Here is a 14,989-nt window from a genome sequence, read left to right on the forward strand (position 1 = left end):
AGGCCTCTGCGAGTCAGAATCACTCTTGTGGGGGATCTTCACGGACGAACCGTCGAGAGCAGGGCCGGCGTGGCCGCCTTCCTGGCAGGCGTGTGGCTGATCGCCGCACCACCGGTCCTGCACTTCGGCGCGGCCACACACGCCTTCCGCCCGTACTGGGTCTCCATGGGCCTGGCCGTGGTGATCATGCTGCTGGGCATGGTGCGCGCCATGGCACCCCTGGACGTGCCGTTCATCAGGCACCTGACGATCGCCCTAGCCCTGTGGCTGATCGTCGTGGCGTTGCTGCGCGCGGACGGAGGCACCGCCATCGTCTGGCTCAACCAGCTGGTCGTGGGCGCTCTCATCGCCCTCTCGGCAGGCCTCGCCCTGCTCATCAGCTTCCGCGGCGTCCGCGTCCGCCGATGAGAGGCACCTGGTCCGACCTCTGCCTGATCTGCCACGGTCAGCAGGACTTCGTGGTGAACGTCCATGAAGCAGGCCCGTACGAACGCTCACACGACTACACCCGAGTCCTGTTCTGCCGTGCCTGCGACCTCGGCGAACTCCGCGCCTTCAGCTACGACGGCTTCGTGGTCTTCGGCGAGGAGGACGAGGTGATGGTCTGGTCCTCGGCGATGTCCGCAGCCGACGTCTCCCTGCTCCGGTCCGCCTTCACCTGCACCGTGCCCCTGGCCGGCATCTGCGACTGCCCACAACACACTCGCTTGTACGACACCAGTGTGAGCGCTAACAAGACCCGCCTGCCCGAACACGGTCCCGACCGCCACAGCCCTGCAGGCCGCACCACCGTCACGGTCGCGGTGGTGGACGGCCTGGCGGAGTTCCGCTGACTCAGTCGATCACCGCGACAGCCTCGACCTCGACCAGGTGCTCCGGCACGTCGAGACTCGCGACCCCGATGAGCGTGGCCGGCGGCGTGGCCCGCTCTCCCAGGCGTGCCATGGCGTTCTCGATGCCCTTGACGAGCTCCGGCATCTTCTCCGGCGCCCAGTCCACGACGTAAACCCGAACCCTGACGAGGTGTGCGAAGCCGGCGCCCGCCGCCCTGAGCGCGGTGTGCACGTTCACGTACGCCTGCTCGGTCTGCGTGGCGAGGTCGAGCTCCGCGTCCCAGGCCACCTGCCCGGCCAGGTAGATCGTCCTGCTCCCGCTGGCCACCGCGACGTGGTGGTACACGTCGACCTGCGGCAGCCCCTCGGGGTTGATGAGCGTGACAGCCATGGTTCTTCCCTCTCTTGCGGTTACTCGCTCACCGTAGGAGAGTGACCGCTGACCTGGAAGAACGCACTATTTCGAGAGTGAGGCACCACAAGGTGAGCAAGCAGCTCAGCGGCGACCTGGCCCGCGCCGACTCGCTGGCCCGCGAGATCTTCTCCGACATAGCCAACAAGTGGGCGCTGCTCATCGTCGAGACCATCGGCGACACCACCAAACGCTTCACCGAACTCAAGACCGAGGTGGACGGCATCAGCCACAAGATGCTGACCCAGAACCTCCGCCTGCTGGAACGCAACGGCCTCGTCACCCGCCACGTCCACCCGACCGTCCCACCCCGAGTCGACTACACCCTCACCGAACCGGGCCAAGCCCTCCGCGCCACCGTCGACGCCATGTGCGCCTGGACGTCCCGCTACCTGACCGAAATCGAGTCGGCCCGCATCCGCTTCGACGCCTGATCCGCGGCCCTACGCGAGCGGGTCTTCCGGCTTCGGGATGTCGAGAACCTGGTCGGGGCTCAGCTCGGTGATGTCCCGCGGCCCGTCGTCGGTGATCAGCTCCAGGGTGGTCTTCCCGTCGAGTTCTCGCTTGATCTCGTCGATGAGCTCTTGAGCACGCCGGCGCTTGAGGATCCGATCGGCCAGGTCGGTGACGGCCAAGGCGGCCGAGGGGATGGAAACGATCAACGCCGCGACCGCGACGGGGTCGACGGCCTTCTTGTCCTCGGGGGCCGAGCCCTCCGCGCTCAACGGCGTTTCGCGCGTCTGGTACCCCCAAGCGCCGACCAGCTTGTCGAGGCTGGACTTCGCGGATGCCAAGCCGTCGTCGGTGGCACTCTCGATACGGATGATCATCATTCCTCTTCTTTCAGGCTGAGATGGTCAAGCAGATCGGTCAGGTGTTCGACGACCGTGGTCGCGCCGATCTTGGTGGCGGCCTGAAGGCTCGCGCTGGCCACCTGCTGGGCTTGATCGGTTAGACCGGCCCTTGCGAGCAGGCTGGCCCATGCCTGGCCGACGATGGCAATACCGTCGGCGCGTTGCAGGTCGAGGAAGGTCGAGTAGGACTCGATCAGCCTGGTGGCGGCGGCCACGTAGTCGTTCTGATCTAGATGGATCTGTGCCAGATCCCAGTTCGCTGCGGCGATGCCGTCGAGATCGCCTAGGCGGGTATTCATCTCTAGTCGTTTGAGTTGAAGAGATGTTGCCTTCTCGTGGTCACCATGCAGGAAGAGGATGTTGGCGATCAGCCCCCATGTGATGGCGATGGATCGGGTGTCGCCCAGGCGCTCAAATGCCGGCAGCTCGACGTCGTGTCGGATGCGTAGGGCTTCGTCGAGGTCCCCACGCACTTCGGCGATGTCGCCGATTTTGCTCCATGTGATGGCGATGGATCGGGTGTCGCCCAGTCGTTCGTAGACCGGGAGGGTGACGTCGCGGCGGATGCGTAGGGCTTCGTCGTACTCACCGCGGCGGTAGTGGATGTCGCCGATTTTGCCCCATGTGACAGCGATAGCGCTGGTGTCGCCCAGTCGTTCGAGGGCGGGTAGGGTGACGTCGCGGCGGATGCGTAAGGCTTCGTCGTGGTCGCCGCGGTGGTAGTGGATGTCGCCGATTTTGCTCCAGGTGACAGCGATCTCACGGGTGACGCCCAGTCGTTCGTAGGCCGGTAGCTCGACCTCGTGTCGGATGCGTAGGGCTTGGTCGTAGTCACCGCGGCTGTAGTGGATGTCGCCGATTTTGCCCCAGGTGATGGCGATGGATCGGGTGTCGCCCAGTCGTTCGTAGGCCGGTAGCTCGACCTCGTGTCGGATGCGTAGGGCTTCGTCGTACTCACCGCGGTGGTAGTAGATGTCGGCAATCTGCCCCCATGTGACGGCGATGGATCGGGTGTCGCCCAGGCGCTCAAATGCTGGCAGTTCGACGTCGTGTCGGATGCGCAGGGCTTCGTCGTAATCGCCACGGTGGTAATGGATGTCGGCGATACGGCCGGATGCCATTGCGGCTTCGCGGTCGTAGCCTGCGGTGAGGAAGAGTTCACGTGCCTGGTTCAACAGGGTTTCGGCTTTGCGCATGTCGCCTGTGATGATCAGACGCTGGGCTTGGTCAGCGATGACCCGGGCACGCTCGAGAGAATCGTCGGCCTCGTCAGTGTCCGTGTCCGCTGCTCGATCGAGCAGCGTCTGGCCTGTTGCTCCGTCTCCGCTGGTGAGGGCAGCATCCGCCACCACGCGCAACAGGACGAGAGAGACCGGGTGATGATGCCGATCCAGGAGCGCGATCACCTCGCTTCCGAGTGAGGCAGCGGTGGCTGCGAGGCCTATGCGCAGGTACACGATCGCGCCGACGGCGCACTGGGCGGTGATGGCTGGGTTGTCCGCCAGCATCGCCAGCCGCGTCAACTGCAGATCCTCTTCTGGAGTCCGGCGGCGGGGTGGCGATGTCCACGCGGCCAAGAGGACCTCGACGGTGGCCTGGGCGAGCGCGGCCTGCTCAACAAGGGTGAGCGGGGCAATGCGGCCAGTGGCGAGAGGGCTCACGGCAACGGCGGTTTGTTCTGGCTCGGCGAGGTCGTTGTGGGGCTCCAGCAGTCCCAGGCCGGAGAGTCGGGCTGGTGAGCCACCTACGTGGGTGGCGACGAGGTCGACCACCGTTTCCGGGATCGGCAGGTCGAACAGCGTGAGTGCCCGGACCAGAGCGGCACTCGCCGCGCCTGCCTCCTCCAGGAGTGCGTCCAGCGCGAGGTTTTCCAGGAAGTCTCGGACTTCGCCGTCTTCTGGCAGGTTGCCCTGGCGCAGGTACTCCTCCATGCCCGTCACCGCCGCTTCCGCACGGGGTAGGGGTACGTGCTCGTTGTAGACCAGGCGTAGGCAGATCAGGTCTTGCAGGCCTGGGTTGCCTCGGCTCACCGCGACTGCCCGTGAGGCCAGGTCGGCTCGTTCGACTCGGTGTTCGGCTGTGGCCAGGGCCTGTTGGCGGCGGTGCAGTTTGCGTTGGCCCACGGTGGGGAGTGCGCCCAGTTGGATGGGGTCCAGGCGGGTTTCGGCGCCGTTGAGCGTGAAGGTGTAGCGGCTGGTCAGCAGTAGGCGGCTGTCGGTCTCGTCGGTGTTGAAGGCGCGCAGCACCGCGGACAGCACTGGTGCGTGCTCGGGGGCCACTCGGTGCGGTCCGTCCTCTGAGGACACCAGGATGCGTTCCAGGTCGTCGATGATCAGCAGCAGCGGTTTGCGGCCGTCGCGTGCTTGGGCGCACGGGCCGGCCAGGAGGTCGACCAGTACCTCGCCGATCGCCTCTGGTCTGTCTCGTACTCGCGCGAGTTGGCTGTCGATCAGTTCGCGGGCTGCCGGGTTGGTGCGTGCGGCGTCTCGTACGGCGTCCAGTACGGCCAGGGCGCTGTAGTCGCGGAACACCACGGCCACCGCGTACTGGCCCGCTATGCGGTCGGCGATTCTGGCCGCGAGGCTGGACTTGCCCAGGCGGCCCAGGCCGTGCAGCAGGACGCCGATCTTCTCGCTGTTGCGCAGCACCCGCAGTGCGCGGCGCAGTTCCTTGCGGCGGCCCACGAACATCTGCGCTCTGGCCACCGGCACTTGCTCTTTGTGGTCCAGGAAGCGTTTTGTGCCGTGCACGGCCGACACCAGGGACCGCTTCTGGCTGCCGGCGACCACCGGTCCGCCGCCCGTGGGGCCCAGCCACACCCTGGCCAGGTGCCAGTCCGCCCGCACCCTCGGGTCGTCCGACGCCAGCAACGCCCGGCGGGCGTCACCTACCGCCACCGCCACGTCCACCTGCCTGTTGAGCTCCTGGTACAGGCGCCTGGCGAACAACGTGGCCGCCTGGTCCTGCACCGAGCCGTCCCAGCCGATCACGGCCGGGACGCCGGCGGCGACCAGGCTGGTCGACAGCGAGTGCGCCAGCAGTTCCTTGTCCCCGCCCGGTCCTGGGCCTGCTTTCCGGCCGGCGCCCGAGGGCAGGTGCGGCGCGCTGTCGGCGCCGGTCGCGGTCAGGCACGCCGAGACGAACACCAGCCGTGTCGTGTCGTGGGGGAGCAGGGCGACCAGTTCGGATGCCGTCGTCGGGCGGGCACCGCCGGTGTCGTCCTCCATCAGCAGCACCGGCTTGCCCGGCCCGCCGTCCTCGCCCGGCCAGTTGTTGGAGCCGTGGCAGGACAGGTGCACGACCGGGAGCCTGGCGGTCGACAGCCGTTCGCCGAGCTGTTCCGGATCTCCGGTGTCCTCGACCAGCAAATCGATGCGGGCATCACCCACCGCGTCGAGGATCGCCATCTCCTCGGCCTCGAAATCCAACTCGTACTGCCCGGTCGGAGAAGAGGCCATGAACGCGACACCGAGTCGATAGCCGCCCAGCTCCGCCGACGCCGCTGCTGTTCCCAGCCTGCGGGCCACGCCGAACCGCGTTATCCCGTCCTCGGCCAGGAAACCGCCGTCCGGCCACGCCAGCAATTCGAACGGCGCCCGCAACAACTGCCACACGGACCCGGAGGGCCACTGCGGACCCCGCACCTCCAGCACCACCGGAGCAACCGCACGCTGCAACCAGACGCGGAGCTGGCCCTGTTCGCCGTCCAGCCACGCGAACAGCTCACGGCCGATCTTCACCAGCTCGTCGGCGGAGCCGGCGCGCACGTACCGGTCACCGATCCTCTTCAGGAAGTCGAAGTCCGCCTCTCCGAGCGCTCGCCGCGGACCGACTCGCTCGTCGCCCAGGACCAGCTCGAACCCCGAATCGTCCACGACAAGTCCGAACACCCGCACCTCCCTCACGCAGCATCCCCAACTTCGCCGGACCGCCCCGATCGGTTACCGAACATCGCGCCAAGGCATCCAACTACCCCTGAACGGCGTAGTCGAACACCGACCGGCCGTGTTCCCTTTTTGTCCATGAAATGGCATCGGAAACGCGGCCTGGAATCGAACTCCGGCACTGTATTTCGCGGTTCCGTGGAATAAGCGGCGACGTTTCTCCTTTCTGAACGCGGGCGCAGAACAACGGCTACAGTCGCATTCCCTCCTTCGGGAGCGGGACTCACGCCAAAGGAGAACGGTGATCGAGATCAATGCCGCCGAGTCGTCGTCCGTCGAGGTCATGGACGAACTCCTGAAGCTGGTGCAGGACCTGACCGAGCGCCCCAGGTTCGGCGAGCTCCCCGGAGGGCGGCCGGGTGCTCGCGCCGGGAACGACCGGGGCATCCCGCTGGTCTGCCTGGTCCGCGAACACGGGTCGGCCGGGCTCCTCAAGGTCCTGCGCGCTCACCTGCGCGCCGCTCACCCCGGCCGGATTCCGCACGCCTACCACCAGTTCCCCGGCGTCGAGGGGGAGGAGCCGTCGCCGCACCAGGTCGCGGAGGTGGGCGTGGTGCTGGCCGAGGTGGCACGCGAGCTGTCCGGCGCGGCCAACGGGCGTTACGGGCGGCACGTGTTCCCGCGGTTCCGGCTCGTCTACTGGTTGATGAACCAGCCGGCCGAAGGCGGCGAGCCCGAGTCGGCGACGAGTCTGCTCACCCGGCTGCGCGAACGCGACCTGCGCGGGCGCACCGAGGACGACCTGATTCCCCGGGAGGCGTTCGACACCGCTGCGGACGCCGCGCCGTGGTGGGCGCGTGTGGCGCTGAAGTTGTTGCCCTCGTTCCTCTTCCGGGCGAAACTGCGCGGTCTCGTGCCCGGCAGGGAGTACCGGTGGCTGCTGCGCCAGCCCTACCTCGCGCCGCACGATCCCGGCACGTTCCTCGGTTTCGCCGAACGCCTCACCGGCACGCTCGCGCCCGGCAGGGGCTCCGAGCCGCACGAGGACGCGCGGCAGCTCGCCAAGCTCCTGGTCAACGCGTTCCTGGAGGACGTGCGGCGGGGGTACCGGCGGACGCCGTGGCGGGTCCGGTCGGCGCGGCGCACCGTCTACCCGGTGGTGCTGCTCGACGGCATCCGCCGCGACAACGGCGGTTACGCCCTGCTGAAGCTCATCAACGACGTGCGCAACGACACCGGCTCGTTCGACCCGCTGATCATCATCAGCGGCAGTGAGAAGGTGCCGCCCGACGCGGCCGCCGCGGACGAGCGGGCACCGGCGTGGGTGGAGAACGCCGGGCGTGCCTACGAGACCTGGACGCGCAAGCTCGCCACGAACAGCCGCGGGCGCCGGCCCACGGCGTGGTTCCTGCCGTTGCGGGTGCCGCCGGTCGAGATCGAACCCGGTGACGTGCCGCCGCTCGCGACGCTGACCGTGCGGCCCGCTCCGGTCTGGTCCCGGACGTCCGTTCTCGCGGTGGTGGTCGTGATCCTGCTCGGCGCCGTCGTGGCGGGCGGGTACTGGCGGATCACCACGGCCGCGGCGGAACGCGACCGGCACTGCGGGTTGCCGCCGGACGACGCGAACTTCGAGACGCTCACCAGACTCGGCACCGCTGACTGCGTCGGTGTGAGCAGCAGGGCGATCCCCTTGCTCGACAACGGGTCCAGCGAGCTCAGGAACCGCTTCATGCGCGTGCAGGACCAGATCGCCCTGCAGAACGAGCAGGTGGACCAGGCCGGCAAGGAGAGCCCGGACCGTCCATACGCGACGGTCGTGTACGTGTCGGCCATGAGCGGTCTGCCCGAGTCGCTGGCCACCAACACCTCCCGGCTCATGGGCGTGGCGGCGATGCAGGCCCGGCTGCTGGACGAACGCGGCAACGGGCACCCGCTGATCAAGGTGCTGCTCGGCAACGCCGGCCGGACCATGCAGTACGGCGACGCGCTGGTCGAGCACCTGAAGACCTGGATGCGCCGCGACCCGACCGTCGTCGGCGTGCTCGGCCTGGCGCAGAGCCGCCAGACGACGCGGGACACCATCGACAAGCTGGGCAGGCAGGGGCTGCCCACGGTGGCCGCCACGTTGTCGGCGAACGAGTTCCCGAGTGTGTCGTCGAGGTACTTCCAGATCTCGCCGACCAACGACAGGGAGGCGCGGGTCGCCGTCGAATACGCGAACCAGAGGTACGCGGGCCAGAGGAAGGTCCAGATCGTGCGTTCGGCGGACGACACCGACCTCTACTCCGCCGACCTCGCGCGGAGCTTCCGCGACCGGTTCGCCGACGAGCGCCTGGGACGGACCAGGGAGGTGCTGACCGACCTGGTCTACCGGCCCACCACCGACGAGGACCACACGAACGCCCGTGAGATCGGGCAGCAGCTCTGCCAGGGCACACCGGACACGCTGGTCGTCTACGCGGGACGGCCCGGCGAGTTCTCCGACCTGCTGGACGGCGTCGCCGACACGTGCTCCGGGCAGCTGACCGTGCTCGCCGGCGACGACGTCATGCGGTACGCCGCGGACCCGGACCTGCGGACGAAGCACCCGAGCGTCACGTACGACGTGCTGTCCTTCGCGGTCGGTTCCGAGTACTGCACCGCGAAGGAGGACATCTACCGGAAGATGCGGCAGATCTTCAAAGCCGAGTGCGACGCCAACCCGCGCTCCTTCGTCGACGGCCAGGCGACGCTGGCCTACGACGCCCTGGACCTGTACGTGCACGCCATGAAGGAGCTGTTGCCGGTCACCAGGCCGTCGTCGGGGGACCTGTGGAAGACGATCAGCGACATCGGCCGTCCCCCGGTGAGTCCTGACGACGCAGGCGAGTCCGCGCCCGATCCGAGCAGCCCACCGGTGCTGGAGGGCAAGAGCGGGAAGATCAACTTCCGGGGCGGGCAGGTCCCGCACGAGAAGCGGATCTCGGTCCTCAACGTCGCCGAGGGCGACCCTCCCGTGCTCCGCGCGACCTGCGACGAGTCCTGCGTCCCGCCGCCGGCCTGAACGAGCGGATCGCCGCACTTCGGGCAACTGTTGGCGGGAGAAGGTCGCCGTCGCGAAGGATGGGTGCATGACGAAGTACGCCTTCGACGAGGAACGCCGGGCTTTGATCGCCACCTGGGAGACCGGTGACGGACACCTGGCGCGCACCGTCGCCGTGTTGCCGCCCTCCGCCGACCACGAAGGCGCGCTGAGGCTGGCGGCGAGTCTGACGACGGTGTCGACCATGGCGTGGTGGACGTACACCCATCCGGCGAGCGCGGCGGAGAACGTCGAGCCGGACAGCGAAGGATGGCGTCGTCAGCACGAGCGGGAGGCGTTCGCCGAGGTGCCCGGCCACGTGCGGAAGCCCTACCTGCCGAACGACCAGGGCTACCTCGTCCAGTCGCTCGTGCGGGTGGAGGAGGCCGCGCACCGCGTCGGGCGGGCCGTGCACGCCATCGGTGATCACGAGCTCACCGAGGCGGTCGTGGCGGACGTCGAGCAGGAGCTGGCCGCGGTCGAACGGGCCGAGCGCGGCGACTTCTCCGGCCGTGCCCGGCAGGCGGTCCAGCTCAGTCGTGCCGACGCGTCGCCGCTGCAGGTGCACGCCGCCCACGACTTCCTGCACGCGCATCCGTTGTGGTCCAGCAAGCTCTTCGAGGAGGTCGACCCCACCGCCGCCGCGGTCGCCGCGGCGCACTGGTTGCAGGCGGCCGCGGAGGTCGCGGGCGGGGTGGCCGGCATCGACCCGGTGAGTGTCGTGGTGGAGGCGGACGACATCGAGGCGCTGGCCGTGGAGACGCCGACCCTGGTGCTCGAGCGGTTGGCGGCGGGGGAAAGCCCGCGGCACGTCGTCGTCGACCTGGTGGCCGGAGCGATGATCGCCGGCGAGGGCAGGCTGCCGGACCCGGACGGCCTGGTCGACGCGATCGCGGAGGCGCGAGCGCGGGCCGAGCAGTACGGTCCGGGCGACGAGGAACTGCTCGCCGGACTGATGCCGCGCGTGACGCCCCTCGATCCGGCACGTCCGGCGCAGGACCTCCTGGAGGACCTGCTGGACGGCATCCGCGGTTGCTGGTTGTTGTACCGATCGCACGCCGACGTGGATCTCGACCACGCCGCTGAGGAAGAGATCGACGAGAAGTTCTTCGCGGCCGTGCGAGCGGAGGCCGACGCGAAGCGGGATCGGCTCCTGTAGTTCGAGTCGGTCAGAAGGTGCGGGAGATCTCCTTGAAGACCTGCTTGAACTCGGCGAAGCGGTCGGCGCCGACGACTTCGGCCAGGCTGCCCTCGATCTCGGTGATGATGCGCTTCGCCTGGACCATCTGGTCCTTGCCGAGGTCGGTGGGCACGACGAGTTTCGCGCGCCGGTCGGCCGGATCGGGCTGGCGGGTCACGTAGCCGAGGCGTTCCAGCTCGTCGATCAGGGTGCCCACCACCTGCTTGTGCTGGCCCGAGCGTTCGGAGAGCTCGCTCGCCCTGGTGCCCGTGGTGGCGATGTAGGCCATGACGGCGCCGTGGCGCGGGCGCAGGTTCTCGTGGCCCGCCTCGGCCAGGCGGGCGAAGAGCTCCTTCTGGAACCCCGAGAGCAGGTGCGCCGAGAGGACGCCGACGTCGGGCATGGGGATGATGTTAACCCGGCGGTGGGCTTGTCCGAAGAGGACGGACGAGGGGGTGGCCCGCCCCGGGACGGGCCACCCTGGTCAGGACTGGGGTTCGTAGAGGCTGAACGGGGTGCCCTGGTCGTCGGTGCAGTGGGCGATGCGGCCCGTGCCGGGGACGGTCATCACGTCGTCGCTCTTGCCGCCGAGCTCGGCGACCTTGCGGACGGACGCGTCGATGTCGGTGGTGTGGAAGTAGATCCGCGGCTGGGTGTGCCCGGCGTCCCTGGGGGCGATGGCGCCGGCCGCGCCGTTGGTGATCACGTGGTAGTCCTCGCCCATCAGACTGGTCTCCCAGCCGAAGACGCCCGCGTAGAACGCCCTCGCCCGCGCGGTGTCGTCGGCGGGGATCTCGAACCAGTTGGCGTGTCCGGTCATGTCGAACGCTCCTCAGTGTGTGCTGAACTGACGAGCAGAGGACGAGCGGGACCACGTCAACTCGACAGTCGGTCGCCGAGAACTTTCCGGGCCTGGTCGTGGTGGTCCAGCGCGGCTCCGACGGCGGCGGCGACGGTCACCTCGAAGATCTCGTCCTCGGTGTGGTCGTGCCTCAACCGCGCGATGTCGTCGTCGGTGAGGCGGTAGGAGGCCGTGCGAACCGTTGCGGCGTAAGAACCCCAGGCATCGCCCGCCGCCGCGGCCTGGCGGAGAGCGGGTGGCGTGACGGCCGGGGCCTCCAGGACGTTGTGGCGGAGGGAACCGGTGGCGGTGCCGGTGAGCAAGCGCGGGAAGCGGTAGCCGAACCTGTGCAGCGAGCGCGTGCCCGATTCCAGCTGTCCGGGCAGCAGCTCGAAGCCGAACGCGTTCGCGAGCCGGTTCACCACCTGCCAGATCAGGCTGACCTTCAGGGCGTCCGTCAACGCCTCGCGCGGCGCGTCGACCGGCTCCAGGTTCGACAGGAAGTCAAGTGCCGCAACGAGTTCCTGGCGCAACGGCGTCGGATCGCCGGCGATCTTGACCAGTTCGGCGTGCGTGACGGCGCAATAGGGGCACTGGAGGCGTTCGGCGGTCTGTTGCGCCAGGTACTCGCGTTCGCCGGCCGTCCAGAACGACGGCCCGCGCATCGCGTCGGCACTCAGGTCGAGGAACACCGCGCCGAAGAACTCCGGGCGGTACAACAGGGTCTTGGGCACGTCCGACATCGGGACGCGGGACGCCGCCGAAGCCAGCCGGAAGAACAACCGGGCGGGCAGGTGGTGGCCGTGGTCGAGCACGCCGAGTCGCATCAGGTGACCTCCAGGGAACGCAGGCGTCCGGCGAGGAAGCGACGATCGGCGGGCGTCACCGCCAGGTCGTGGGCCAGCCGGTACGCGGCAAGGGCTTCGGGGCGCCGGTCGAGGCGGCGCAGCAGGTCGGCGCGGGCGGAGTGCAGCAGGTGGTACGAGTCCAGCCCGGCGATCCCGTCGATCAACTCCAGCCCGGCCCGAGGTCCGTCGGCCATGGCGACGGCGACGGCGTGGTTGAGCGCTATCACCGGAGTCGGGGCCACCACGAGGAGTTCGGCGTACAGGGCCGCGACGCGGGACCAGTCGACCGGGTCCTGCGCGTGCAGGGCGGCGATCACGGCGTGCAGCACGTACGGACCGGGCGAACCGAACCGCAGTGCGCGGTCCAGCAACGCCATGCCCTCGGCGATCTCGTCGGTGTTCCAGAGCGTGCGGTCCTGGTCCTCGAACAGCACCAGGTCGCCGTCCGGGGACAGCCGCGCCGCGCTGCGCGAGTTGTGCAGCAGCATCAACGCCACCAGCCCGTGGGCCTCCGGCTCGTCCGGCATCAGCGTCGCCACGAGCTTGCCCAACCGCAACGCCTCCAGCCGCAAGGCAGAGTCCGCGGTCGTGTAGCCGCGCGTGAAGATCAGGTAGAGAACGCCCAGCACGCCCTGCAGCCGTTCGGGCAGCAGGTGGTCGGCGGGCACCTCGAACGTGATCCCGGCGTCGCGGATCTTGCGCTTCGCCCTGACCAGCCGCTGGGCCAGCGCGGGCTCGGCGACGAGGAACGTCCTGGCGATCTGCGCGGCCGTGAACCCCGCCACCGCTTGCAGTGTGAGCGCTAACCTCGCGTCTTCGGCCAGCGCCGGGTGGCAGCAGGTGAAGATCAGCGACAGGCGTTCGTCACCGAGGTCGACGAGCTGCTTCTCGGTCATCGTGGTCGTGTCCGCGGCGGGCGGCGGCAGCTTGGTGCGCGCCATCCTGGCGTGCCGCAGGCGGTCCAGCGCGTGGTTGCGGGCGACGGTGAGCAGCCAGGCGAACGGGTCGTCCGGCACCTGTGAACGTGGCCATTTCCGCAACGCCTGCGAGCACGCCTCCTGCAACGCGTCCTCGGCCAGCTCGAAGTCGCCCAGCGCCCGCACCAGCGCCGCGAGCATCCGGGTGCGGTGCTCGCGGTAGACCTGCTCGACCGCGGCCGTCGCCAGGTCGCTCATGCCACCCCGTGGTTCAGGCCGGGGATGTGGTCGACCGGCCGCACCTCGATGGTCGCGCCGAAGTGCGCCTGCGGGATCATCTCCGCGAGCTCCAGCGCCTCGTCGAGGTCGCGGCAGTTCAGCAGGTAGTAGCCGCCGAGGTGCTCGTGCGTCTCGGCGAACGGCCCGTCGGTGAGCACCGGCTTGCCGTCCCGCACCCGCACGGTCGTGGCGGTGCTGACCGGCTTCAGCGGATCACCCGCCACGAACACCCCGCGCCGCCGGCACTCGTCGGCGAACGCGTTGACCCGCGTCAGGATCTCCTCGAACCGCTGGTCACCGTGCTGCGGGCGGTCCTCGCAGTTGTAGATCAGGAACATGTAGTGCATCGCGTGCCCCTCCAGTCGTCGTCCGGAGGACGAACGAGACCTCTGGAAGTCGACATTCGAGCACGACGTGTTCCTCAGGGCGAGCCGAGCGGGTCCGCGGCGTGGCGGAGGCCGTGGTCGATCAGGTCGATGAGCCATTCGAAGCTCTCGCCGATGTCGGTGGACCACTGGAACCCGTTGGTGGCCTCGAGGTTCGCGAAGCCGTGGAAGGTGCTGCGCAGTGCCCGCAGCGCGTGGGTCATCTTCTCCTGGGGGATGTCGTATCCCCGCAGGACCGTTTCGAACGGCCCGAGGCCGCGCAGGGAGGCGGTGACGATGGGGTCGTCGGGGCCGGTCGGGACCAGGCCGACCGTGGAGGCGTAGCGGCCGGGGTGGGTGACCACGAAGTCGCGCAACGCGTGGGCGGCCGCCGCCAGGGCATCACGGCCCGCCCTGCCCTGGGTGGCCGCGCCGAGGGCGTCGGCCATCTCCTCGTAGGCCAGTGCCGCGATGCGGCGGTTGAGGTCGTCCTGGCCGGTGACGTGCTTGTAGAGGGACGGCGCGCGCACCCCGAGGCGTTCGGCCAGCTTGTTCATGGTCAGTTCGGTGAAGCCGATCTCGTCGGCCAGCGCGGCGCCGGCCGCCGTGATCGTGGCCGCGTCCAGGCCCGCCCTAGGCACGGACACCGGCCAGGAACGTCAGGATCGCGGCGAGGGTCTGCTCGGGGTACTGGACGTGCGGGTAGTGGCCGGCGCCGTCGATCATCGTGAGCGTGCCCAGGCCGGCGGGCAGACCGGCGATGATGGCCTCGCCCTCGGCTCGCGGTGAGGCCCAGTCGGGGTCGTCCGCGCCCTGCACGACGAGCACCGGGCAGGTGACGTTGGCCAGCTGCTCGCCGGCGTCGGCGGGGGAGATCTTGCCCATCGCCTGGAGGACCTTCATGCGTCCTGGCTCTTCGAGCTTCGCGGTGATCTGCGCGAGACGGGCGTCCCAGTCCGCCGGTTTCACGCCGGGGTAGGCGATGTCCAGGTACTTGGCCCACTGGCCGGTGCTGCCGAGGAGGGCGGTGCCGAGCAGCCGGGTCATGCCGCGGCGGTAGCCCGCGACCCGGAGGTCGGAGAGCTTGACCTGCTGCTTGCGGGTGAACGGCGCGAGCTCGACCAGCGCGGTGACCAGCTCCGGTGCCTTGGCCGCGGCGATCGTGACCGCGCCGCCCGAGATGGAGTGGCCGACCAGCACCGCGGGCTCGCCGAGATGCTTGACCAGCGCGATCAGGTCGCCCGCGAGATCGGTCCGGCTGTAGGACGCCCACCCGACGCTGGACTCGCCGTGGCCGCGCAGGTCCGTGGTGACGACGCGGTGCCCGGCCTCGACCAGTGCGGGCGCGAGGAAGCGGTAGGCCTCGCGGCTGTCGCCCATGCCGTGGGCGAGCACGACCAGCGGCCCGGCGCCGGTGATGTCGTACGCGATGGTCCCGCCATCGACGGTGAGGAACTCGGTCATGGCTGCCTCCAGTTGGCTAATCGGATTAGCTAAAAGCTATCACGAATAGCC

The 14,989-nt window shown here is 69.1% G+C and carries 15 protein-coding genes; 5 read left to right on the top strand and 10 right to left on the bottom strand.

Going from position 1 to position 14,989, the window contains the following annotated elements; translation table 11 throughout:
- Positions 1-69: 69 nt before the first annotated feature.
- Together ACQEU1_RS43795 and ACQEU1_RS43800 are read left to right on the top strand one after the other, a co-directional pair.
- Complete coding sequence (locus ACQEU1_RS43795) at positions 70-408, top strand: SPW repeat domain-containing protein (RefSeq protein WP_433216372.1); 339 nt, start codon at positions 70-72, stop codon at positions 406-408.
- Entirely contained in the window at positions 405-833 is a 429-nt protein-coding gene (locus tag ACQEU1_RS43800) for a hypothetical protein (protein ID WP_433216375.1), read from the top strand. The genes ACQEU1_RS43795 and ACQEU1_RS43800 overlap by 4 nt, the downstream gene beginning before the upstream one ends.
- Before the next feature lies 1 nt (position 834).
- On the opposite strand, the gene ACQEU1_RS43805 is transcribed toward ACQEU1_RS43800, so the two are convergent.
- Positions 835-1,224: a RidA family protein gene (locus ACQEU1_RS43805; RefSeq protein WP_433216378.1), complete on the bottom strand. Its 390-nt coding sequence runs from the start codon at positions 1,222-1,224 to the stop codon at positions 835-837.
- Between the two features lie 77 nt (positions 1,225-1,301).
- Here ACQEU1_RS43805 and ACQEU1_RS43810 point away from each other — a divergent pair, with 77 nt between their 5' ends.
- Positions 1,302-1,679: a winged helix-turn-helix transcriptional regulator gene (locus ACQEU1_RS43810; RefSeq protein ID WP_433216381.1), complete on the top strand. Its 378-nt coding sequence runs from the start codon at positions 1,302-1,304 to the stop codon at positions 1,677-1,679.
- Positions 1,680-1,688: 9 nt separating this feature from the next.
- Here the strand turns inward: ACQEU1_RS43810 and ACQEU1_RS43815 are convergent, their stop codons facing one another.
- Positions 1,689-2,075 carry a hypothetical protein gene (locus ACQEU1_RS43815; RefSeq protein ID WP_433216384.1) on the bottom strand — a complete coding sequence of 129 codons (387 nt, stop codon included), beginning with the start codon at positions 2,073-2,075 and terminating at the stop codon, positions 1,689-1,691.
- Positions 2,075-5,989, bottom strand: coding sequence for a tetratricopeptide repeat protein (locus tag ACQEU1_RS43820; protein ID WP_433216387.1), 3,915 nt, complete (start codon positions 5,987-5,989; stop codon positions 2,075-2,077). The genes ACQEU1_RS43815 and ACQEU1_RS43820 overlap by 1 nt, the downstream gene beginning before the upstream one ends.
- 295 nt (positions 5,990-6,284) lie before the next feature.
- On the opposite strand from ACQEU1_RS43820, the gene ACQEU1_RS43825 reads away from it, so the two are divergent.
- Both ACQEU1_RS43825 and ACQEU1_RS43830 read left to right on the top strand, forming a co-directional pair.
- Positions 6,285-9,026, top strand: a complete 2,742-nt coding sequence (locus ACQEU1_RS43825) for a hypothetical protein (protein ID WP_433216390.1) — start codon at positions 6,285-6,287, stop codon at positions 9,024-9,026.
- A gap of 67 nt (positions 9,027-9,093) precedes the next feature.
- Entirely contained in the window at positions 9,094-10,203 is a 1,110-nt protein-coding gene (locus ACQEU1_RS43830) for a hypothetical protein (RefSeq protein ID WP_433216393.1), read from the top strand.
- 10 nt (positions 10,204-10,213) lie between these two features.
- Here the strand turns inward: ACQEU1_RS43830 and ACQEU1_RS43835 are convergent, their stop codons facing one another.
- The 7 genes from ACQEU1_RS43835 to ACQEU1_RS43865 form a co-directional block, all read right to left on the bottom strand.
- Entirely contained in the window at positions 10,214-10,627 is a 414-nt protein-coding gene (locus ACQEU1_RS43835; protein ID WP_433216396.1) for a MarR family winged helix-turn-helix transcriptional regulator, read from the bottom strand.
- Between the two features lie 81 nt (positions 10,628-10,708).
- Positions 10,709-11,044, bottom strand: a complete 336-nt coding sequence (locus ACQEU1_RS43840) for a VOC family protein (protein ID WP_433216399.1) — start codon at positions 11,042-11,044, stop codon at positions 10,709-10,711.
- A 56-nt stretch (positions 11,045-11,100) separates the two neighbouring features.
- Positions 11,101-11,892 carry a hypothetical protein gene (locus tag ACQEU1_RS43845; protein WP_433216402.1) on the bottom strand — a complete coding sequence of 264 codons (792 nt, stop codon included), beginning with the start codon at positions 11,890-11,892 and terminating at the stop codon, positions 11,101-11,103.
- On the bottom strand, positions 11,892-13,088 hold the full coding sequence (locus tag ACQEU1_RS43850) for an RNA polymerase sigma factor (protein ID WP_433216405.1): 1,197 nt from the start codon (positions 13,086-13,088) through the stop codon (positions 11,892-11,894). Before ACQEU1_RS43850 ends, ACQEU1_RS43845 begins: the two co-directional genes overlap by 1 nt.
- Positions 13,085-13,456 (bottom strand): YciI family protein, encoded by a 372-nt coding sequence (locus ACQEU1_RS43855; protein WP_394618051.1) that lies wholly within the window; start codon positions 13,454-13,456, stop codon positions 13,085-13,087. Before ACQEU1_RS43855 ends, ACQEU1_RS43850 begins: the two co-directional genes overlap by 4 nt.
- Positions 13,457-13,530: 74 nt before the next feature.
- Positions 13,531-14,121: a TetR/AcrR family transcriptional regulator gene (locus ACQEU1_RS43860; protein WP_433216408.1), complete on the bottom strand. Its 591-nt coding sequence runs from the start codon at positions 14,119-14,121 to the stop codon at positions 13,531-13,533.
- Positions 14,108-14,938, bottom strand: a complete 831-nt coding sequence (locus ACQEU1_RS43865; protein ID WP_433216411.1) for an alpha/beta fold hydrolase — start codon at positions 14,936-14,938, stop codon at positions 14,108-14,110. Before ACQEU1_RS43865 ends, ACQEU1_RS43860 begins: the two co-directional genes overlap by 14 nt.
- Positions 14,939-14,989: the final 51 nt, after the last annotated feature.

The organism is Lentzea sp. CA-135723, from assembly GCF_050936595.1.
Taxonomy (GTDB): Bacteria; Actinomycetota; Actinomycetes; order Mycobacteriales; family Pseudonocardiaceae; genus Lentzea.